This is a genomic window from Streptomyces similanensis, assembly GCF_039543625.1.
Classification (GTDB): domain Bacteria; phylum Actinomycetota; class Actinomycetes; order Streptomycetales; family Streptomycetaceae; genus Streptomyces; species Streptomyces similanensis.
Genome location: NZ_BAABKC010000117.1, coordinates 12971 through 33133, shown reverse-complemented (window position 1 = coordinate 33133; position 20163 = coordinate 12971). Strand labels below are relative to the sequence as shown.

The 20163-nt window shown below is 73.5% G+C and carries 15 protein-coding genes and 2 pseudogenes; 4 read left to right on the top strand and 13 right to left on the bottom strand.

The annotated features are described in order from the left end of the window. Window positions 1–112: 112 nt before the first annotated feature. Complete coding sequence (locus ABEB07_RS33340) at window positions 113–1198, bottom strand: prephenate dehydrogenase (RefSeq protein ID WP_345671763.1); 1086 nt, start codon at window positions 1196–1198, stop codon at window positions 113–115. Then, complete coding sequence (aroH, locus tag ABEB07_RS33335) at window positions 1195–1557, bottom strand: chorismate mutase (RefSeq protein ID WP_176148413.1); 363 nt, start codon at window positions 1555–1557, stop codon at window positions 1195–1197. Before aroH ends, ABEB07_RS33340 begins: the two co-directional genes overlap by 4 nt. 234 nt (window positions 1558–1791) lie before the next feature. On the opposite strand from aroH, the gene ABEB07_RS33330 reads away from it, so the two are divergent. Both ABEB07_RS33330 and ABEB07_RS33325 read left to right on the top strand, forming a co-directional pair. Further along, window positions 1792–2268, top strand: a complete 477-nt coding sequence (locus ABEB07_RS33330) for a Rieske (2Fe-2S) protein (protein WP_345671762.1) — start codon at window positions 1792–1794, stop codon at window positions 2266–2268. Window positions 2269–2284: 16 nt separating this feature from the next. Beyond that, window positions 2285–3004: pseudogene (locus ABEB07_RS33325) on the top strand (nucleotidyltransferase domain-containing protein); the annotation flags it as partial. A 19-nt stretch (window positions 3005–3023) separates the two neighbouring features. Here ABEB07_RS33325 and ABEB07_RS33320 read toward each other — a convergent pair. The 9 genes from ABEB07_RS33320 to ABEB07_RS33280 all read right to left on the bottom strand — a co-directional run bounded on the left by ABEB07_RS33320 (window position 3024) and on the right by ABEB07_RS33280 (window position 14171). Beyond that, window positions 3024–4091 carry a pseudouridine synthase gene (locus ABEB07_RS33320; RefSeq protein WP_176148416.1) on the bottom strand — a complete coding sequence of 356 codons (1068 nt, stop codon included), beginning with the start codon at window positions 4089–4091 and terminating at the stop codon, window positions 3024–3026. Continuing rightward, a complete protein-coding gene (scpB, locus tag ABEB07_RS33315; RefSeq protein WP_164585530.1) occupies window positions 4091–4777 on the bottom strand; it encodes an SMC-Scp complex subunit ScpB in 687 nt (228 codons plus the stop codon). The genes ABEB07_RS33320 and scpB overlap by 1 nt, the downstream gene beginning before the upstream one ends. Next, window positions 4774–6066 (bottom strand): segregation and condensation protein A, encoded by a 1293-nt coding sequence (locus ABEB07_RS33310; protein WP_345671759.1) that lies wholly within the window; start codon window positions 6064–6066, stop codon window positions 4774–4776. The genes scpB and ABEB07_RS33310 overlap by 4 nt, the downstream gene beginning before the upstream one ends. Window positions 6067–6084: 18 nt before the next feature. Then, window positions 6085–6648, bottom strand: a complete 564-nt coding sequence (locus ABEB07_RS33305; RefSeq protein ID WP_345671758.1) for a hypothetical protein — start codon at window positions 6646–6648, stop codon at window positions 6085–6087. Further along, a complete protein-coding gene (locus ABEB07_RS33300; RefSeq protein WP_164587199.1) occupies window positions 6645–7781 on the bottom strand; it encodes a ParA family protein in 1137 nt (378 codons plus the stop codon). The genes ABEB07_RS33305 and ABEB07_RS33300 overlap by 4 nt, the downstream gene beginning before the upstream one ends. A 413-nt stretch (window positions 7782–8194) precedes the next feature. Beyond that, window positions 8195–9319, bottom strand: a complete 1125-nt coding sequence (gene ald, locus ABEB07_RS33295) for an alanine dehydrogenase (RefSeq protein ID WP_164587198.1) — start codon at window positions 9317–9319, stop codon at window positions 8195–8197. 135 nt (window positions 9320–9454) lie between these two features. Next, window positions 9455–11563, bottom strand: a complete 2109-nt coding sequence (locus ABEB07_RS33290) for a tetratricopeptide repeat protein (protein ID WP_176148419.1) — start codon at window positions 11561–11563, stop codon at window positions 9455–9457. Window positions 11564–11767: 204 nt separating this feature from the next. After that, window positions 11768–12394, bottom strand: coding sequence for an NUDIX hydrolase (locus tag ABEB07_RS33285; RefSeq protein WP_345671757.1), 627 nt, complete (start codon window positions 12392–12394; stop codon window positions 11768–11770). Window positions 12395–12503: 109 nt separating this feature from the next. Beyond that, complete coding sequence (locus tag ABEB07_RS33280) at window positions 12504–14171, bottom strand: CTP synthase (protein WP_345671756.1); 1668 nt, start codon at window positions 14169–14171, stop codon at window positions 12504–12506. Between the two features lie 525 nt (window positions 14172–14696). Here ABEB07_RS33280 and ABEB07_RS33275 point away from each other — a divergent pair. Continuing rightward, complete coding sequence (locus tag ABEB07_RS33275; RefSeq protein ID WP_164584775.1) at window positions 14697–16499, top strand: glycoside hydrolase family 15 protein; 1803 nt, start codon at window positions 14697–14699, stop codon at window positions 16497–16499. A gap of 254 nt (window positions 16500–16753) precedes the next feature. Continuing rightward, on the top strand, window positions 16754–18382 hold the full coding sequence (locus ABEB07_RS33270) for a PucR family transcriptional regulator (protein ID WP_345671755.1): 1629 nt from the start codon (window positions 16754–16756) through the stop codon (window positions 18380–18382). A 60-nt stretch (window positions 18383–18442) separates the two neighbouring features. Here ABEB07_RS33270 and ABEB07_RS33265 read toward each other — a convergent pair whose 3' ends face one another. Further along, entirely contained in the window at window positions 18443–19591 is a 1149-nt protein-coding gene (locus ABEB07_RS33265; RefSeq protein WP_345671753.1) for a glycosyltransferase family 4 protein, read from the bottom strand. A 326-nt stretch (window positions 19592–19917) separates the two neighbouring features. Continuing rightward, window positions 19918–20163: pseudogene (locus ABEB07_RS33260) on the bottom strand (hypothetical protein); the annotation flags it as partial.

Sequence of the window (20163 nt, the reverse complement as noted above, 5' to 3'; positions counted from 1 at the left end):
GGGGCACCTTCCTGGTGAAGGGTGGAGGACGGGTGGGCGGGGCGCGAGGGCGCCCCGCACAAGGTTACTGGCTCCACGAAGCCCTCCTGACGGCCTAGTGCTGGGGCCCCCGCTACTGGCGGACCGCCCAGCCCCGCTCGCGCAGGGACGCGCCGAGGACCGGGGCGGCCTTCGGCTCGACCAGGAGCTGGACCAGGCCGGCCTGCTGGCCGGTCGCGTGCTCGATGCGGACGTCCTCGATGTTGACCCCGGCCAGGCCGGCGTCGGCGAAGATGCGGGCCAGCTGGCCGGGCTGGTCGTCGATGAGGATGACGACGGCCTCGTACGACTGCGGCGCGGCCCCGTGCTTGCCGGGCACCCGGACCTGGCCGGCGTTGCCCCGGCGCAGCACGTCCGCGATGCCGGCGGCGCCCTCGCCGCGCTCGTCCCCGTCGGCGGACTGGAGCGCGCGCAGCGACCGGACCGCCTCCGTCAGGTCGGCGGCGACCTCGGAGAGCAGGTCGGCGACGGGCCCGGGGTTGGCGGAGAGGATGTCGATCCACATGCGCGGATCGGAGGCGGCGATCCGGGTCACGTCCCGGATGCCCTGCCCGCACAGCCGTACGGCGGTCTCCTCGGCGTGCTCCAGGCGCGCGGCGACCAGGCTGGAGACCAGGTGCGGCATGTGGGAGACCAGGGCGACGGCGCGGTCGTGGGCGTCGGCGTCCATGACGACCGGCACCGCGCGGCAGTGCGAGACCAGCTCCAGCGCGAGGTTCAGCACCTCGGTGTCGGTGTCGCGGGTCGGGGTGAGCACCCAGGGGCGGCCCTCGAAGAGGTCGGCGGTCGCGGCCAGCGGGCCGGACTTCTCCCGGCCCGCCATGGGGTGGGTGCCGAGGTAGCCGGTCAGGTCGAGGCCGAGGGCCTCCAGCTCGCGGCGTGGGCCGCCCTTGACGCTGGCCACGTCCAGGTAGCCGCGGGCCACGCCCCGGCGCATGGCGTCGGCGAGGACGTCGGCGACGTAGGCGGGCGGGGCGGCCACGATCGCGAGGTCCACGGGCCCGTCCGGGGCCTCGTCGGTGCCGGCGCCGAGCGCGGCGGCCGTCCGGGCCTGCCCGGGGTCGTGGTCGGCCAGGTGCACGGCGACGCCGCGCCCGGTCAGGGCGAGGGCGGCGGAGGTGCCGATGAGCCCGGTGCCGATGACGAGTGCGGTCCTCACTGGGCGATGTCCTTGCGCAGGGCGGCGGCGGCGCCGAGGTAGACGTGGGCGATCCGGGCGCGCGGCCGGTCGGACTCGATGTGCGCGAGGACGCGCACCACGCGGGGCATGGCGCCCGCGATGTCCAGCTCCTGGGCGCAGATCAGCGGCACGTCGACGATGCCGAGCTTGCGGGCCGCGGCCGCCGGGAAGTCGCTGTGCAGGTCGGGGGTGGCCGTGAACCAGATGCTGATCAGGTCGTCGGCGGTCAGACCGTTCCGTTCCAGGACGGCGGTGAGCAGGGCCTCCACCTGCTCGCTCATGTGACCCGCCTCGTCCCGCTCCAGCTGGACGGCTCCCCGGACCGCTCGTACCGCCACGGTGCTGCTCCTCGCTGACATGTGATGGGACATGGGACAGGCGTCCAGCCTAGTCAGCCTCGGTACGGCCGGTGCGCGCCGCCCGCCCGCTGAGACGGATGAGGCAAAGGGAGGGAAAAGAGCGATTCGCGGGACTCCCTGCCGATTTGCTTCGTCCTGGGCGTTGTCGGTGGAAGGATGCTGCCCGCTCCACTCGGAGCGCTCTCCCACCTCGGCACCCCTCGGAGCGACGGCATGACTCAGGGATCGACGGGATCGACGGGATCGTCCCGGCGCACGGTTCTCGCGACGGGCGCCGCAGCGCTCGTCGCCGGTTGCAGCGACTCGAACTCGGCCGGCACCGGCTCGACCGAGCGGTCCCCCGCCGCCTCGGCGCCGGTCTCCTCCGCGGCGGCGGCCACGTCCGCGGCGCCGAGCGCCATGGCGCAGGAGCTGACCCGCACCAGCGACATCCCGGTCGGCGGCGGCAAGGTCTTCGCCGAGCACAAGATCGTCGTCACCCAGCCGAAGAAGGGCGAGTTCAAGGCCTTCTCGGCCGTCTGCACGCACCAGGGCTGCACGGTGGCCAAGGTCGCGGACGGCACCATCGACTGCCCCTGCCACGGCAGCATGTTCCACGTGGCCGACGGCTCGGTGGCGCACGGTCCGGCGACCCACCCGCTGGCCCCGAAGAAGATCGAGGTGTCGGGAAATTCGATTCGCCTGACCTGAGGTCGCGCGTACGCTCCGGGCCATGCAGCCCGAGAACCTGGTACGCGACCACACGATCTACGCCTGTGTCATGGGCTCGCGCGCCTTCGGGCTGGCCACGGACGACAGCGACACGGACCTGCGGGGCGTCTACGTGGCCCCCACCGCGCTGTTCTGGCGCTTCGAGAAGCCGCCGGCGCACGTGGACGGCCCGCTGCCCGAGCAGTTCAGCTGGGAACTGGAACGCTTCTGCGAACTGGCCCTGCGCGCGAACCCCAACATCCTGGAGTGCCTGCACTCCCCGCTGGTCGAGCACGCCGACGCCACCGGCCGCGAGCTGCTCGCCCTGCGGGAGGCGTTCCTGTCCCGCGGGGTGTACGACAGTTTCACGGGCTACGCGCTGGGCCAGCGCCGCAAGCTCGACGCCGACCTGCGCACGCACGGCGCCCCGCGCTGGAAGCACGCCATGCATCTGCTGCGCCTGCTGACCAGCGCCCGCGATCTGCTGCGCACCGGCCGCCTCACCGTGGACGTGGGCGCCGAGCGGGAGAGCCTGCTCGCGGTGAAGCGGGGCGAGGTGGCCTGGCCCCGGGTCGAGTCCTGGATGGCCCGCCTGGCGGACGAGGCCGGGGCGGCCGCCGAGCGCACGCCCCTGCCCGCGGAGCCCGACCGGCGCCGCGTGGCGGACTTCCTGCACCGCGTCCGCCACGCCTCGGCCTGCCAAGAGCCCTTGGAGACCAGCCCCTGGAGACCGTGATCCCCCGGGGCGCCGGTCTCTAGAGGTCGACCTCCTGCATCAGCATGCCGACCTCGGTGTTGGACAGCCGGCGCAGCCAGCCGGACTTCTGGTCGCCCAGGGTGATGGGGCCGAAGGCGGTGCGCACCAGCTTGTCGACGGGGAAGCCGGCCTCGGCCAGCATCCGGCGCACGATGTGCTTGCGGCCCTCGTGCAGGGTGACCTCGACCAGGTAGTTCTTGCCGGTCTGCTCGACCACCCGGAAGTGGTCCGCGCGCGCGTACCCGTCCTCCAGCTGGATGCCGTCCTTGAGCTGCTTGCCCAGGTCGCGCGGGATGGGGCCGACGATGTGCGCGAGGTAGGTCTTGCGCACGCCGTACTTGGGGTGGGTGAGGCGGTGCGCCAGCTCGCCGTGGTTGGTGAGCAGGATGACGCCCTCGGTCTCGGTGTCCAGCCGGCCCACGTGGAACAGCCGCGTCTCGCGGTTGGTGACGTAGTCGCCCAGGCACTGACGGCCCTCGGGGTCCTCCATGGTGGAGACGACGCCGGCCGGCTTGTTCAGCGAGAAGAACTGGTACGACTGCGTGGCCACGGTCAGGCCGTCGACCTTGACCTCGTCCTTCTCCGGGTCGACCCGCTTGCCCTGCTCCAGCACGATCTCGCCGTTGACCTCCACGCGGGCCTGCTCGATCAGCTCCTCGCAGGCGCGCCGCGAACCGTAGCCGGCGCGGGCGAGCACCTTCTGCAGCCGCTCGCCCTCCTGCTCGGCGCCGGGGAAGGTCTTGGGCGGCTTGACGTCCTTCTTGCCGGCGTAGCGCTCGCGGTTGCGCTCCTCGGCCCGCGCCTCGTACTCGCGCGAGCGCGCCGGGGCGGTGCGGCCGCCGCGGTCCTGGGCCTGCCGGGGGCCGCCCTTGGCGCCGCCGCGGGCGGCGCCGCCGCGGCCCGCCTTCGGGCCGTCCTTCGTGGCGCCGGGGCCCACGTCGTAGCGGCGCTCCTCGGGGCGGGGCTTGCGGGGGCGGCCCTGCCCCTGCTTGTCGTCCCTGTCGTTGCCGGCGCCGCGGTGGTTGCCGCGCCCGCCGTTTCCGCCGTTCCTGCCGCTGCTTCGCATCAAATGTCCGTCTGGTCGTCTGCGTCGTCGTACCCCCGGACGGTCGTCCGGGGACCCGGGCCGTCATCGGGGGCGTCCGGGTCGAACGACGGCACCCCTTCCTGGGTCTCGGCCTCGATCGCCTCCGCCTCCGGGAGGAAGGGCGCGAGCTCCGGGAGCTCGTCCAGACCGCGCAGGCCCATCCGCTCCAGGAAGTAGTTCGTCGTCGTGTACAGGATCGCACCTGTTTCGGGTTCCGCGCCCGCCTCCTGGACCAGCCCCCGCTGGAGCAGGGTGCGCATCACGCCGTCGCAGTTGACTCCGCGCACCGCGGAGACCCTGCTGCGGCTGACCGGCTGACGGTAGGCGACCACGGCCAGGGTCTCCAGCGCGGCCTGGGTGAGCCGGGCCTGCTGGCCGTCCAGGACGAAGTCCTCCACGGCCGCCGCGTACGCGGGACGGGTGTAGTAGCGCCAGCCCCCGGCGACCGTGCGCAGCTCGAAGCCGCGGCCCTGCGCGGTGTACTCGTCGGCCAGCTCGCGCAGCGCGTCCGCGATCTGCCGCCGGGGCCGCTGGAGGGTCTTCGCCAGCTGCTCCTCGGTCGCGGGTTCGTCCACGACCATCAGGACGGCCTCAAGGGCGGGCTTGAGGTCGAGATCGGCGACGGTGGGCGGCCCGGCCGGTGCCCCGGCTCTCTCCTCGCTCACGGCTTCCTCTCCTCCTGGGTCTTCTCGGGCGGCTCGGGCGGCCGGTCGAACTCGTCGGTGACCTTCGGCGTCCCGTCGCCGTCGCCGCCGGTCCAGCGCACGGTCAGCTCGCCCAGGGCCGTCTCCTGCTCCAGGGCGACGGCCTTCTCCCGGTACAGCTCCAGCAGCGCGAGGAAGCGGGCGACGACGGTCAGGGTGTCGTCGGTGTCCTCGACCAGGGTGCGGAAGCCGGTCTCGCCCAGCTCGCGCAGCCGGGCCACCACGATCGCGGCCTGCTCCTGCACGCTGACCAGCGGCGCGTGGATGTGGTCGACGTACACCTGCGGCCGGGGCTTCGGCTGCATCGCCTTGACGGCGAGCCGGGCGAAGCCCTCCGGGCCGATGCTGATGACGACCTCGGGCAGCAGTGCGGCGTGCTGGGGTTCGAGGCCGACGGTACGCGGATAGCGGCGCGCCTCCTCGTCCAGCCGCCGGTTGAAGATGTCGGCGATCCGCTTGTACGCGCGGTACTGGAGCAGCCGGGCGAAGAGCAGGTCGCGGGCCTCCAGCAGGGCGAGGTCGGCCTCGTCCTCCACCTCGGCGGCGGGCAGCAGCCGGGCCGCCTTGAGGTCGAGCAGCGTGGCGGCCACGACCAGGAACTCGGTCGTCTCGTCCAGGTCCCAGTCCGGGCCCATCGCCCGGATGTACGCCATGAACTCGTCGGTCACCTTCGACAGCGCGACCTCGGTGACGTCGAGCTTGTGCTTGGCGATCAGCTGGAGCAGCAGATCGAAGGGTCCCTCGAAGTTGGCGAGCCGGACCTTGAAGATCCCGGAGCCCTCCTCGTCCCCGTCGGCGTCCACCGAGCCAGGGCCGCCCGCCGGCCGCGGAAGGAGCGTTTCCCCCTCGGCCCGCACCACGGGCGCCGCGGACACCGCGGGCGCTGCGGCAGCTGTGGGCTCTACGGCCGCGGGCACTGCGGCCTCTACGGGCGCTGCGGGCACCTGGGACCGTGCGGGTCCGGACCGTGCGGGCTCGTCGGACGTCGGTGTCGCCGTCTCGGGCCGTGTCGGCCGCCCCGGGGCCGCGGTCGTCCGGGGCCGGGCCGGGCCGTCGGGCTGCTCCGGCGCCCTCGGCGGCTCCGGCTCGGCGGTCGCCGCCGGGGCGTCGGGGCGCGTCTGCTCGTCGGGCGGCGTCGTGGACCGGGGTCGCGCGGGCTCCGCGGGTGCGGGCGGGGTGGTCGCGCCCGGTCCCCTGCCCAGTGCGCGTCTGCGGCCCGGGCCGGCCGGGGGAAGGTCGTTCGAGGTCATGGCCTCCGCAGGCTACCGCTACCGCCCGCGCAGCCGGCGTACGAGGATGCTGGCGTCCCCGCGGCTCTCCAGATCGGCGAGGACGACCGCGACCGCCTCGCGGACGATGCGCCCGCGGTCGACGGCCAGCCCGTGTTCGCCGCGCAGCACCAGCCGCGCGTGCTCCAGGTCCATCAGCTCCTCGGCGGAGACGTAGACCGTGATCTTCTCGTCGTGCCGTTCCCGCCCGCTGGGCCGCCGGGCCGCCGCCCGTCCGCGCTTGCGCGACGGGGCCTCCCCGCCGGCCTCCGCCGCGCCCGCACGGCGGCCGGACCGCTCCGCGGCCTCCGTCGCGCCCCGGCTGCGGGACTCACCGGTCCCGGCCGGCTCGGCGTCGGCCGCCGCGTGCTCCGCGCCCGAGCCGTCGCCGCCCTGCGCGGGCACCGACTGCGGGGCGTCCTCCGCCGGGGCGGCGGAGGGATCGCTCTCCCCCGCGGGCGCGGGCACCCGGCCCTCGCCGCCGGCCTGGCGCCGGGGAGCGGACGCCTGGAGCGCCGACCCCCCTGTGGTGCGGAACAGTTCGTCGGCCCCGGGCAGACTCACTCGGCGTGACACCGGGCGAGCACCTCCCTGGCGAGCTGGCGGTAGGCGGCGGCGCCGACGGAGTTGGAGGCGTACGTGGTGATCGGCTCACCGGCGACCGTGGTCTCCGGGAAGCGGACCGTGCGGCCGATGACCGTGTGGTACACGTGGTCGTCGAACGCCTCGACGACCCGCGCGAGCACCTCGCGGCTGTGCACGGTGCGCGAGTCGTACATCGTGGCGAGGATGCCGTCCAGCTCCAGATCGGGGTTGAGCCGCTCCTGGACCTTCTCGATGGTCTCGGTGAGCAGCGCGACCCCGCGCAGCGCGAAGAACTCGCACTCCAGCGGCACGATCACCTTGTGCGCCGCGGTGAGCGCGTTGACGGTGAGCAGGCCGAGCGAGGGCTGGCAGTCGATGACGATGTAGTCGTAGTCGTCCAGCAGCGGCTTCAGCGCGCGCTGCAGCGTCGACTCGCGGGCGACCTCGGAGACCAGCTGGACCTCGGCCGCCGACAGGTCGATGTTGCTGGGCAGCAGGTCCATGTTGGGGACCGCCGTCTTGAGCAGCACCTCGTCCGCAGACATGCCCCGCTCCATGAGCAGGTTGTAGACGGTGAGGTCCAGCTCCATCGGGTTGACGCCGAGACCGACCGACAGCGCGCCCTGCGGGTCGAAGTCCACGAGCAGCACCCGGCGGCCGTACTCCGCGAGCGCGGCGCCCAGGTTGATGGTCGACGTCGTCTTGCCGACGCCGCCCTTCTGGTTGCACATCGCGATGATCTTCGCGGGGCCGTGCTCGGTCAGCGGGCCCGGGATCGGGAAGTACGGCAGCGGGCGTCCGGTCGGACCGACGCGCTCACGGCGCTGGCGGGCCGCGTCGGGCGCGAGCGTGGCCGCGTACTCGGGATCGGGCTCGTACTCGGCGTCGGGGTCGTAGAAGTGCCCCTCGGGCAGTTCGTCGTAGTCGGCGAAGTGGTTGTGGGGCGCGCCACTTCCGTCGCCGGCCATGGCGTTCACGTGATGGCCATCCATGCTCTGGTGTCCTGGCTGGGTCACCCCTGGGAACCGGTGACCCTGGTGGGCTGCGAAGGTGCGCACAGCTACGGAGCCGACAGCCTGGAGCCCCGTGGAGCCCTGGCCCCGCGCAGGCATTCCTGGTTGACCACCCCCGGGAGTAAATGTCGACTCATTCACAAGTCGTCTTACCTCCTTGGTGACCAGGAAACTTCTAGACAGGTCAGCGTGGCACCATGCCGACGTTCGGCGACTCTATGGCGTGTCGGGCGTCCGCAGCAACACAATCCGCCGGACCCGGCCCGATGTGTCGGCAATGGAACATCCCCCTGTCAAGGGCGTACAACCGTCGCACAGCAGGTTTCACCGGTGCGTGAATCGGTCGAATGGTTGCGTTCGAGGCGAGTTGGCCGAGTGCGGCGAAGTGACCATACACACACCCGGCCGGACCTTGTCGGGCAAGGTCCGGCCGGGTGGGCGGGGTTGACGACACATGTTGACGTATCGCCTTGTGACCCCTGGGCACTTGGCCGGCGGCGCGGCCGTCCGGGTCAGCCGAGCAGGGTCTCCAGCGCGACGTGCTCCAGGTGGTGCGCCTCGGCGACCTCCTTGTAAACGACCTTGCCGTCATGGGTGTTGAGACCCTTGGCGAGCGCGGCGTCGCGGCGCAGCGCCTCGACCCAGCCGTTGTTGGCGAGCGAGACGATGTAGGGCAGCGTGGCGTTGGTCAGCGCGTAGGTGGAGGTGTTGGGCACCGCGCCGGGCATGTTGGCCACGCAGTAGAACACCGACTCGTGGACCCGGAAGGTCGGCTCGGCGTGCGTGGTGGCGTGCGAGTCCTCGAAGCAGCCGCCCTGGTCGATCGCGATGTCGACAAGGACACTTCCGGACTTCATCCGGGAGACCAGCTCGTTGGTGACCAGCTTGGGGGCCTTGGCGCCCGGGATGAGCACCGCGCCGACGACGAGGTCGGCGTCCAGGCAAGCCTTCTCCAGCTCGAAGGTGTTGGAGACGACGGTCTGGATCTTCGTCCCGAAGATCTTGTCGGCCTCCTTGAGCTTGTTGATGTCCTTGTCGAGCAGGGTCACGTGGAAGCCCAGGCCGATGGCGATCTGCGCGGCGTTCCAGCCGGAGACGCCGCCGCCGATGATGACGGCCTTGCCGGCCGGCACGCCCGGGACGCCGCCCGGCAGCACACCGCGACCGCCCGCGGCGGCCATCAGGTGGTAGGCGCCGACCTGCGGGGCGAGGCGGCCCGCGACCTCGGACATCGGGGCGAGCAGCGGCAGCGCGCGGCCCGGCAGCTCGACCGTCTCGTAGGCGATCGCCGTGGTGCCGGACTCCAGCAGCGCGTCCGTGCACTCCTTGGAGGCGGCCAGGTGCAGGTAGGTGAAGAGGATCTGGTCCTTGCGGAGGCGGTGGTACTCCTCGGCGACCGGCTCCTTGACCTTCAGCAGCAGGTCGGCGGCGGCCCACACCTCGTCGGCCGTCTCCAGGATCTCGGCGCCGGCGGCCACGTACTCCGCGTCCGGGATCGAGGAGCCGACGCCGGCGTTCCGCTCGACGACGACCTGGTGGCCGTTGCGCACCAGCTCGTGCACGCCGGCGGGGGTGATGGCCACCCGGAACTCGTTGTTCTTGACCTCGCGGGGGATGCCGACCTTCACGTCGATCACGGTCCTTGGCTCAGGGAATGTGGGGCAATACAAGACGTACCCCGGCACGCACGGGCATACCAGGAGACACCGCAGGAGAACGAGCGGCAGAGCCAGTCTAATGAAGGCGTTCTCCCTGTCTAGCCTTTCATTGCATCAATCTTCACCAGGCGTGCTGCGGATTTCGCAGGCGTCAGCGGCCTGTTCCCGTGATGTGCCGTCCTGACCGTCCTGGGCCGTGGACGCGTCGGCGGGGCCGGGCGGCCGGATTTCGCCGGCGAGCAGGCGTTCGGCGGCGCCCCGGTGCAGCGCGGCGGCGGCCGGATCGCCGAGTCGCTCCAGGGTGTCGGCGAGCCGCAGTTGGAGCGCCGCCTGGAGCCGTACGTCCTCGGCGCGGCGGGCCAGCTCCACGGCCTCCTGGCAGGTGCGCAGGCAGTCGGCGGGCCGCCCGGCGTACTCCTGGACGCGCGCGAGTTCGCTCAACGCCCGGGCGTGCGCGGCGACATCGCCCGCCTTGCGGTGCGCGGCGACGGCGGCCCGCCAGTTGCGCAGCGCCTCGCCGTAGCGGCCCGCGTAGGTGTGGGCGGTCGCGATCCGGCCGTAGAGCCGGGCGGCGTCCTCGCGTTCGTCGCGCGCCAGGCGCTGGGCGAGCGCCCGGCCGAACCAGTCGGCCGCCCGGTCGAAGTCGCCCAGCTCCTGGTGGGCGCCGCCTACGGATTCCATCGCCCTGCCGGTCGCGTACGGGTCGTTCGCGGCGCGTCCGGCGTCCAGCGCGGCCCGGTAGCGGGCCAGGGCGTCGGCGGTCCGGCCGGTGCGGGCGTCCAGATCGGCGAGGTTGAGCAGTGCGGCGGCCTGCTCTCGGGGCAGATGGCGGCGCCGGGCCACGTCCAGCACCAGGCGGTGGATGCCGTAGAGGTCGCCGGCGGCGGCCTGGGTGCCCAGGTGGGCGACCATGGCCCGGACCAGCTGGGACATCAGCCGGCGGGCGAGGGTGTCCAGCTCCCCGTCGGCGACCGCGAGCCGGGCGGCGGCGAGCAGGGCGGGCCGGCGGGCGCGCAGCCACTGGTCGGCGGCCCGGGGATGCGGGAAGCGCAGGCCGGGGGGCAGGCTGCCCAGCCGTTCGCGGGTCTCGGCGCTGTCGGTCTCGGTGATCGCCCGGCAGGACTGGAGCAGCCGCACCGTCCGCTCCAGCATCCGGGCCCGGGCCAGCTGGAGCTCGGCGGGGCGCTCCAGGCGCTCGGCGAGGGCCGCGAGGGCCGGGTGCAGACAGCCGGGCACCTCGTAGCTCGGCAGCGGGGAGGCGACGGTGCGCAGCAGACCGAGGGCGGCGAAGTCGTCGAGCAGGTCCCGGGCGCTCTCCAGCGAGCAGCCGGCGAGCGCGGAGGCGGTCTGCGGGTCGACGGCGCCGGCCGGGGCGAGGGCGAGCAGGCGCAGCACCCGGGCCGCGGAGCCGGGCAGGGAGTCGTGGACGAACCGCAGGACGCGGTCGAGCACGGCGCCCTCGTCCAGATCGGCGTGCAGCTGCTTGGCGAGATCGGAGACGGCCGCCTTGGGGCGGGCGGCGAGCCAGCCGCCCGCCAGGGTGAGCGCGGCGGGCTGGCCCTGGCACACCTCCACCAGGGACTCGGCGGCGCGCGGGTCGACGGTGATGCGCACCGGGTCGATGTGCTGGGCCAGCAGTTCCACCCCGGACTTGGCGTCGAGGCCGCCGAGCGTGCAGGGGCGGACGTCGGCGATGCCGGTGAGCGGGCCCCGGGAGACGGCGACCAGCAGGCAGTCGGCGTTGTCCGGCAGCAGCGGGTCGACCTGCTCGGCGCCGGCCGCGTCGTCCAGCAGGAGCAGCACGCGCCGCTCGGCGAGGGCGGTGCGCAGCGCCTGGCTCAGGTCGTCCTCGGCGGCGCCGGGCGGGACGGGCAGGCCGAGGGCGGCGAGCAGGTCGCCGGCGGCGCGCTCGACCGGGACGGGGGCGCCGTCGGGCTCGGCGAGGCGGGCGCGCAGCACGCCGTCCGGGTAACGCTCGGCGATCTGGCGGACCAGTTCCTCGGCGAGCGCGGTGCGGCCGGAGCCGGGGCGGCCGGCGATGAGCAGGACCCGCGCGCGGGGCGCCTTGCGGCCGGAGATGGTATCAAGACCGGCGCGCTCGATGTCGGCGCGCAGCTCCTTCAACTCCCGTGTGCGGCCCAGGAAGAGGCCCGGCGCGGCCGCCGGTGACCGGTCGGTCCCGGACAGGTTCGCGCCGTCCGCGTCCACCGCCTGATCCGTCACGGGCCACACTCCCGTCCCACTGCACGCGCCAGCCCACCGGGTCTTCGGTACGGGCGTTTCCAGAGCCTAGTTCACGCTCTGCGACGTGCCGTGACGAGCAGCGCGGATACATCGCCCAATCGGATCAAGCGATCGTCACACCGGAACGGGCGGGGAGGGCGCACCCGCGGAGCACCTGCCGTGCACCCACAGAGCACCCGCGGCTCAGGACGCGAAGGGCCGGGCCGGCCAGGGCGCGTCGGCCGGGCGCAGGGCGTCCGGGCCGGCGCCGTGCCGGGCCGCGACGAGGGAGAGCACGCCGACCGCGAGGCAGTTGTTGTGCAGGTCGCCCGCGAGGACGCCGCGCACCAGCTCCTCCACCGGCACCCGGGCCAGCTCCATGTCGGTCTCCTCGTGCTCGGCCGCGAAGCGCTCGCCCTCCGCCTCCGACAGGTCCCGGGCGAGGAAGATCCGCACCGCCTCGTCGCAGCCGCCGGGGGTGGTGTACACGTCCGTCAGCACCCGCCAGTCCTCCGCCTTGACGTGCGCCTCCTCGTACAGCTCGCGCCGCGCGGCGTGCAGCGGGTTCTCGCCGGGCACGTCGAGCAGGCCGGCCGGGATCTCCCACAGCCGCTCGCGCACGGGATGGCGGTACTGGCGGAGGACCAGCACCCGGTCCTCGCCGTCCAGGGCGAGGACGGCCACGGAACCGGGGTGGACCTGGTAGTCGCGGCCGACCACCGAGCCGTCGGGCATGACCACCTCGTCGGTGCGGACGGAGGTCTTGGCCCCGGTGAACGGGGTCCGGCTCCCCCGGATCTCCCACTCCTCGGGGGTGTCCTTGATCGTCATGCCCTGTCCTTCCCACACACGCCGCGGCCCGCGGCCGGCACCGCCTACGAAAAACCGGGGTGCCCACCTTCGGCAGGTGTGCACCCCGGCAACCGTACAACCCGGTGTGTTACTCGGCGATCTTCCGCTCGACCGCCGCCTTCACCAGGCCGGCGAAGAGCGGGTGCGGGCGGGTCGGGCGCGAGCGCAGCTCGGGGTGGGCCTGGGTGGCGACCAGGTAGGGGTGCACATCGCGCGGGTACTCGACGTACTCCACGAGCTTGCCGTCCGGGGAGGTGCCGGAGAAGAGGATGCCCGCCTTCTTCTCCAGTTCGGCGCGGTAGGCGTTGTTCACCTCGTAGCGGTGGCGGTGGCGCTCCTCGACGTACTCCTTGCCGTCGTACACCTCGCGCACGATGGAGCCCTCGGCCAGCTTCGCCGGGTACATGCCCAGCCGCATGGTGCCGCCCATGTCGCCCTCGCCGGCGACGATGTCGAGCTGCTCGGCCATGGTGGAGATCACCGGGTGGGCGGTGGCCGGGTCGAACTCGGTGGAGTTGGCGTCCGCGACGTCGGCCAGGTTGCGCGCGGCCTCGATCACGATGCACTGGAGGCCCAGGCAGAGGCCGAGCAGCGGCACCTTGTTCTCGCGGGCGTAGCGGATCGCGCCGACCTTGCCGAGCACACCGCGGTCGCCGAAGCCGCCCGGGATGCAGATGCCGTCCACGTCGCCGAGCTGCTGCGCGGCGCCGGCCGCGGTCTTGCAGTCGTCGGAGGTGACCCACTTGATCTTCACCCGGGCCCGGTTGGCGAAGCCGCCGGCGCGCAGCGCCTCGGTCACCGACAGATAGGCGTCGGGCAGGTCGATGTACTTGCCGACCAGGGCGAGGGTGATCTCGTGGTCGGGGTTGTGAACGCGGTCGAGCAGGTCGTCCCAGGTCGTCCAGTCCACGTCGCGGAAGGGCAGGTCGAGCTTGCGCACCACGTAGGCGTCCAGGCCCTCGCCGTGGATGACCTTCGGGATGTCGTAGATCGAGCGGGCGTCGGGGCAGGCGACGACGGCGGCCTCGTCCACGTCGCACATCAGCGAGATCTTGCGCTTGATGGCGGTGGGCACCTCGCGGTCGCAGCGCAGCACGATCGCGTCCGGCTGGATGCCGATGTTGCGCAGCGCGGCCACCGAGTGCTGGGTCGGCTTGGTCTTCAGCTCGCCGGACGGGCCGATGTAGGGCAGCAGCGAGATGTGCACCACGAAGACGTTGTCCCGGCCGACCTCGTGGCGGACCTGGCGGACGGTCTCCAGGAACGGCAGCGACTCGATGTCGCCGACCGTGCCGCCGACCTCGGTGATGACGACGTCCACCTCGTCGGTGGCCATCCGCCGGATGCGGTGCTTGATCTCGTTGGTGATGTGCGGGATGACCTGCACGGTGTCGCCGAGGTACTCGCCGCGCCGCTCCTTGGCGATCACGGTCGAGTACACCTGGCCGGTGGTGACGTTGGCCGAGCCGTCCAGGTCGCGGTCGAGGAAGCGCTCGTAGTGGCCGATGTCCAGGTCGGTCTCGGCGCCGTCGTTGGTGACGAACACCTCACCGTGCTGGAACGGGTTCATCGTGCCCGGGTCGACGTTCAGGTACGGGTCGAGCTTCTGCATCACGACGCGCAGGCCCCGGGCCTTGAGCAGCATGCCCAGGCTGGAGGCGGTGAGGCCCTTGCCGAGCGAGGAGGCGACACCCCCGGTGACGAAGATGTGCTTGGTCGTCGTTGCTGTGCTGTTTCGGAAAGCAGCGGGCGGCATGGCCAAGAGGGGGCTCCCGTGGTCGCGAATTGTCGTGCGGTACGGCGCTCCGGCCCGGGGAACCCGGGTTTTCCGGCTGAGGCGCCGTCGCTGCGGTCGGGGGTTTCCTGCCCACCGGTCCACGGGCTACCAGGGTATCAGCGCCGGACGGGTAGGGCCTCCGGGCACCCTCCGCACACGCGTCGTCAGCGGTGCGTGGCGGTCACGGTTTCCTCACCCGGCGCTCACCCGTTCGGCGCAGGCAGGTTGTCCGGAGCGGCACGCGGATCATGAACGTGCGTCGTATCCTGCTCGGACACTCGCTGCCGAGCAGGGCCGGCAAGACGGCACCACCCCCGCCCGTATCCGACCGGAACATCGAGAGCTCGTCAGTTCGTTGAGCAGTGGTGTGCGCAAGGTCCGTCGTCGTGCCCCACGGCCGGCGGTTTGCCTCACCGCTCGACGACGTACTACCAAGACCCCTTGACCTCACCAAGCGACAGCCCCCATTTGCGGGGTGACGTGGCCGTTCGACTGGAGTTGCACGTGGCCGGGCGCATCGAAGACTACGCACTCATCGGAGACATGCAGACCGCTGCCCTGGTCTGCCGGGACGGCACGGTCGACTGGCTGTGCCTGCCCCGCTTCGACTCGCATGCCATCTTCGCCGGTCTGCTGGGCACCGAGGAACACGGCTTCTGGCGGCTGGGCCCGGTCTTCCCGGACGGCGCGGAGCCGCCCTCGGCCACCCGGCGCGGCTACCGCGGCGACTCGCTGATCCTGGAATCGGAGTACGACACCCCGCGCGGCACGGTCCGCGTGACCGATTTCATGCCCCCGCGCGACGGCGCCCCGCAGGTGATCCGCATCGTGGAGGGCGTCACCGGCCGGGTCCCGATGCGCTCGACGCTGCGCATGCGCTTCTCCTACGGCCGGGTCGTGCCCTGGGTGCACCGGCACGAGACGCGGACGGTCGCCGTCGCCGGCCCGGACTCGGTGTGGTTCGACACACCCGCGGAGACCTACGGCGAGAACCTGACCACGTACGCGGACTTCACCGTCGCCGCCGGTGACCGGATCGCGTTCACCATCTCCTGGCAGCCCTCGCACAAGGAGCCGCCGCCGCTGCCCGAGCCGGAGCAGTCGCTGGAGGCGACGGAGGAGTTCTGGCGCGAGTGGGTCGGGCACTGTACGTACCACGGCCCCTACCGCGAGGCCGTGGTCCGCTCCCTGATCACGCTGAAGGCCCTGACCTACGCTCCCACCGGCGGCATCGTCGCGGCCCCGACCACCTCCCTGCCCGAGGACATCGGCGGCGTGCGCAACTGGGACTACCGCTACACCTGGCTGCGGGACGCGGCGATCACCCTGTCCTCGCTGCTGCGCACCGGCTACCGCGAGGAGGCCCGCGCCTGGCGCGAGTGGCTGCTGCGGGCGGTCGCCGGCGACCCGGAGAACCTCCAGATCATGTACGGCATCGCCGGCGAGCGCGAACTGGGCGAGGCGGAGCTGGACTGGCTGCCCGGCTACGAGAACTCCGCCCCGGTCCGCGTGGGCAACGGCGCCGCGCACCAGCTCCAGCTGGACGTCTACGGCGAGGTCACCGAGGCCCTGCACCTGGCCCACATGACCGGCCTGGCCCGCAACGACTACGCCTCCCTGCTCCAGCTGAAGCTGATCCGCTACCTGGAGAAGCACTGGCAGGAGCCGGACGAGGGCATCTGGGAGGTGCGCGGGCCGCGCCGCCACTTCGTGCACTCCAAGGTCATGGCGTGGGTCGCGGTGGACCGCACGATCAAGCTCATGGAGTCCGGCGACGTCGACGGGCCGCTGGAGCGCTGGAAGGACCTGCGCGACGAGATCCACCGGGACGTGTGCGAGAAGGGCTACGACAAGGAGCGCAACACCTTCACGCAGTCCTACGGCTCCCGCGAGCTGGACGCCTCCTTGCTGCTGATCCCGCAGATGGGCTTCCTGCCGCCGGACGACAAGCGCGTCATCGGCACCATCGAGGCGATCCAGCGCGAGCTGTCCACCAGCGACGGCTTCATCCTGCGCTACCCCACCGACGGCGACCACGCGGGCGTGGACGGTCTGCCCGGCGACGAGGGCGCGTTCCTCGCGTGCTCGTTCTGGATGGCCGACGACCTGGCGATGATCGGCCGCGTGGACGAGGCCCGCAAGCTCTTCGAGAAGCTGCTCTCGCTCCGCAACGACCTGGGCCTGCTGGCCGAGGAGTGGGACCCGCGCCTGCAACGCCAGGTCGGCAACTTCCCCCAGGCCTTCAGCCACGTCCCCCTGATCGACACCGCCCTCCGCCTCACAGCGAGCGGAGCCTACGGCGGCTGAAGCATCCCCCGCGGCTGCCCTCACCCAAGTGCGGGCAGTCGTGCCGCTGGGGCGGCACGGGTGGGCTGGGGGTCCCCCCTGCTCGAAGAGCTTGGGGGAGGCGCCCCCTCAAGCGGGGCAAGCGTCACTCACCCGACGGCCACCCCGAGCTCGGGGTACCCGGCCACTGCGGTCACCCCGAGCTCCACGCATCCCGCGACTCCGGTCACCCAAGAACCCCCAAGCCCCCAAACTTGCAGGTAGCGTCCGCTTTCATGGACCCTCGACCAGACACCGAGGGCGCCGGCATCACCGTCCAGCGCGCCCTCGAACTCCCCGGCCTCCGCAGCGGCCTCCCAGAGATCCTGGCGGGCGCGGACCGCCTCACCCGCACCGTCCGCTGGGTGCACGCCGGCGAGGTCCCCAACATCGCCTCCCTCCTCAAGGGCGGCGAACTCCTCCTCACCACCGGCTACGGCCTCGGCACCCGCCCCGCCGACCAGCGCGCCTTCGTCCGCACCCTCGCCGAACGCGGCATCGCCGCCCTCGTCGTCGAGCTGGGCCCCCGCTTCGCCCGCCTGCCCGCCACCCTGGTGGAGACGGCCCGCACCGCCGGTCTCCCGCTCGTCCAGCTGCACCGCGAGGTGCCGTTCGTGACGGTCACCGAGGAGATCCACACCGAGATCGTCAACGGCCACTACGCCCTGCTGCAACGCGCCGAGGAGGTGCACCGCCGCTGCACCGAGGCGCTGCTCGGCGGCGGCGGGGTGCCCCAGGTGCTCGCCATCCTGGCCGGCGCCGCCGGCAACCCGGTCTTCCTGGAGACCCCGGACGGCCGGCTCCTGTACGCGGCCGGCCCCGGCCCCGAGGGCGCCGACCCGCTCCAGGTGTGGGAGGGCCTGCGCGGCCAGCACAAGGACGCCCCGCCGGCCGGCTCGGTCCTGGTGGACGTGCCCGGCGGCGGCCCCGGCACCGGCTCGGTCCGCGCCCGGCTGGTGCTGCTGCCGGTGCGCGCCCCGCTCGCCCCGGTGCACCGGATGGCCACCGAGCGCGCGGCCGGCATCCTCGCCGTGGTGCTGATGCAGGCCCGGCAGGAGGAGGAACTGGCGGCGCGCGGCCGCGGCGACTTCCTCACCGACCTCGCCGAGGGCCGTATCGCCGCCGAGGACGCCCCGGCGCAGGCCCGCGTCCTCGGCTTCAAGCCGGGCGCCAGTCCGCTGCTGCCCGTGGTGATGCGGCTCGGCGACGCCCTGGCGCCCGGCGGCGGCTGGGCGGTGCTGGCCCGCGCGGTCGCCGAGGAGCTGGCCGCGGTGGGGGTGCCGGTGCTGCTGGGCGTGCGGCCGGTCGAGGGCCGGGTGCCGCTGCTGGTGGGCCTGCGCTCCGAGACGGAGCGGGCGGCGGTCGCCGACCGGGTCGCGGCGGCGCTGCGGGCCGGGGTGGAGCGGGCCGGGATGCACCGGCCGGGCGCGCAGCCGCCGGTGGTGGTGGTCGGCGTGGCGGGCGGCTGGGCGGCGGCCTCGGCGGGGCTGCGGCACGCGGCGGAGACGGCAACGGCGGCGCAGGGCCTGCCGGAACGGCCCTGGTACGACGCCCGGCGGCTGGACATCGACCTGCTGCTGTGGCGGCTGCGCGACCATCCGGACCTGGCGGCCTTCGTGGACCGGGCGATCGGCCCGCTGCGGGATCACGACAACCGGTCCAAGCCGCCGCTGCTGCCCACCCTTCAGACGTATCTGGCGCACGCGGGCCGCAAGGCGGAGACCGCCCGGGAGCTGCATCTGAACCGGCAGACGCTCTACAACCGCCTGGCCCGCATCGGTGAGCTGCTGGGCACCGACCTGGACGACCCGCAGACAGTGCTGGCCCTCAGCCTCGCCCTGCGCGCCCGCCGGCACGTGCCGTAGGACCTGTCCGACGATTCCCGGCTGCCGCGAGACGCCGTGCACGCACTCTCGCCGCCCCGGTCAGCCGGTGACGAGGCGCCGGCCGAGCGGGCCGGGCCGGGTCAACTCGTCGTAGACGCTGAGCACCTGGGCGACGGTCTCGTCCTCGGTGGGCCAGCCGGCCGCCTGCCGGGCGCCCAGCTCCCGCAGTTCCCGGCGGCGTCCGGGGTCGCCGAGCAGCCGCAGCACGGCGGCGGCGAACGCCCGCGCGTCGCCGTGCGGGACGAGTTCGGCGGCGTCGCCCACGAGTTCGGCGATCCCGCCGGTGCGGGCGGCGACCAGCGGCACGCGCGCGTGCAGGGCCTCCTGGGCGAGCACCGAGCGGGCCTCCCGGCTGCCGGGCAGCAGGGCGAGGTCGGCGGCGGCGAGGAGTTCGCCGGCGTCCTCGCGCCGGCCGATCAGCCGCACCGGCAGCCCTTCGTCCTCGATCCGCCGTTGCAGCGCCCCGCGCAGCGGTCCCTCGCCGGCGACCACGGCCAGCGGCACGGGTTCGGCGGTGCGCCAGGCGCGGGCGGCGTCCAGCAGCAGTTCGTGGCCGCGGTGCGGGTCGAGGGAGGCGACGGTGACGAGCAACGGCCGCCCGGTGGCGCCGATCTCGGCGCGCACCTTGGCGTCGGGGCGGCCCGGATGCGCGGCGGCGGGGTGCGGCCGGGGCACGGAGACGGCGGCGAGCCGGGCGTCGCGCGCGCCGCGGCGGCGGGCCCGGTCCACCAGTTCGGAGGTGGTGCCGAGCACGATGGTGGCGGCCCTGACCGCGCGCCGCTCCAGCACGCGCAGCAGATGCGCGCGGGGCCCTTCGGCGTGGGCGTGGTTGTGCCAGGTGACGACGAGCGGGGTGGGGTGGCCGCTGAGGGCGAGCGCCGCCCGGAAGGAGGCGTGCAGTCCGTGCGCGTGCACCAGGTCGGCGCCCGCGCAGACGGTGCGCAGCGCGGCCACGGACACCGGGTCGCTGCTGCGCGGCACGTGGACGTGCTCGGCGCCGGCCGCGGTGAAGCCGTAGGCGCGGTCGACCTGTTCGGGGGCGCACACCGTGACCCGTACGCCCCTGGCGATCAGTCCCGCGGTCAGCGACCGCACGTGCGCGCTGCTGCCCGCGTTGCCGCCGCCCAGCACCTGCACGGTGCGCAGCGGCGGCTGACCGTGCGTTACGTGGCGGGTCACGGGGCTCACGCGGCCGGGGCTCCTGGTTCGGCGTCGGACGGTCGGCGCCGGTCGGTACGGCGTCGGACGGCTCGGATGGTCGGCGCCTGCGGGTGCGGCGTCGGGCGGTCACGGGGAAACGTACCGAAGATCGGGCGGAGGGTCCGGGGCCGAGGGCCGCGTCGCGCGGGTCCGCTCCGGGCGCCGCTCCCTCCTCAAGGATGCCAGTACGTACGGGTGTTCCGGCGCCAACGGGTGGCGGAAAACGCTCGGTGACGGGCCGACACGGTGCACCACGTCACTCACACGAGTGAAAGGGAAGCGTTGAGGGCGCGTGCGCCCGGCGCTTCGGAGGATCAGAGGGCGCGGGCGAGCCGGCTCACCCGGTCGCCGCACCCGGCGGCGGCGACCACCAGGGCGGCGTGCGCGAGCAGTCCGGCGCGCCCGTTGCCCACGGCGACGGCGGCGCCGAGAGCCGCGCCCAGGGCGTGCGCCCCGGTGTCGCCGAGCATGGCGCGCTCCCCCAGGTCGCCGGGCAGGGCGGCCGCCGCGGCCCAGGCGGCGACCAGTGAGGGTGCGGCGGCCGGGCCGCCGCGCCGCAG